We start from the raw sequence: 473 nt of genomic DNA, 5'->3' as shown, positions 1-473 counted from the left end.
GGAAATGGCCTCTGTCGCTCGCGTTTCACCGCCGGACGGCCGCGTTTTGACGCCAGATCGACGAGAATTCGCGTTCATTGAGCGGACCGGGTCTGCGGCCAATTCCCGGACAGCGGCCAGCGGATGGCCTCTCCCGTCGAGCAGAACGCCGAAATTCACGACAATCGGGCTTCCGGACGAAATCTCGCGCATCCCTTGTGCGGCTGCGCGTAGTCGAGGTCGGTTCCGGGAGAGAACGAAATGACACTCTAAGGGGCAAGAAAGCCCGTTCCGATCGAACCCACGTGGATTTTGATGCGGGTAGGCCTTGATTTGCAGGGTGCGGCCGTTGTCCAAAACAGACTATACTCAAGAGCGGCCAGAGGAGGACGGGTCTGTGAGCGACCAGGAATTGCAGCACATCATCACCAAATCACGGGACGCCAAACACGGCGGGGTTGGAGTCTTGTCTACAAACGAGAAGCTAGCCCCCG

General features: G+C 59.4%; 1 protein-coding gene. It reads right to left on the bottom strand.

The window, feature by feature from the left end:
• Positions 1-192: hypothetical protein (locus EOA23_RS36215; RefSeq protein ID WP_210212535.1), on the bottom strand; the 192-nt coding region annotated here is incomplete at its 3' end.
• Positions 193-473 lie beyond the last annotated feature (281 nt).

The sequence above is a fragment of the Mesorhizobium sp. M2A.F.Ca.ET.042.01.1.1 genome, from assembly GCF_003997405.1.
GTDB lineage: Bacteria > Pseudomonadota > Alphaproteobacteria > Rhizobiales > Rhizobiaceae > Mesorhizobium.
Note: the sequence above shows the minus strand (reverse complement) of the source record. Positions and strands in the feature narration are given on the sequence as shown.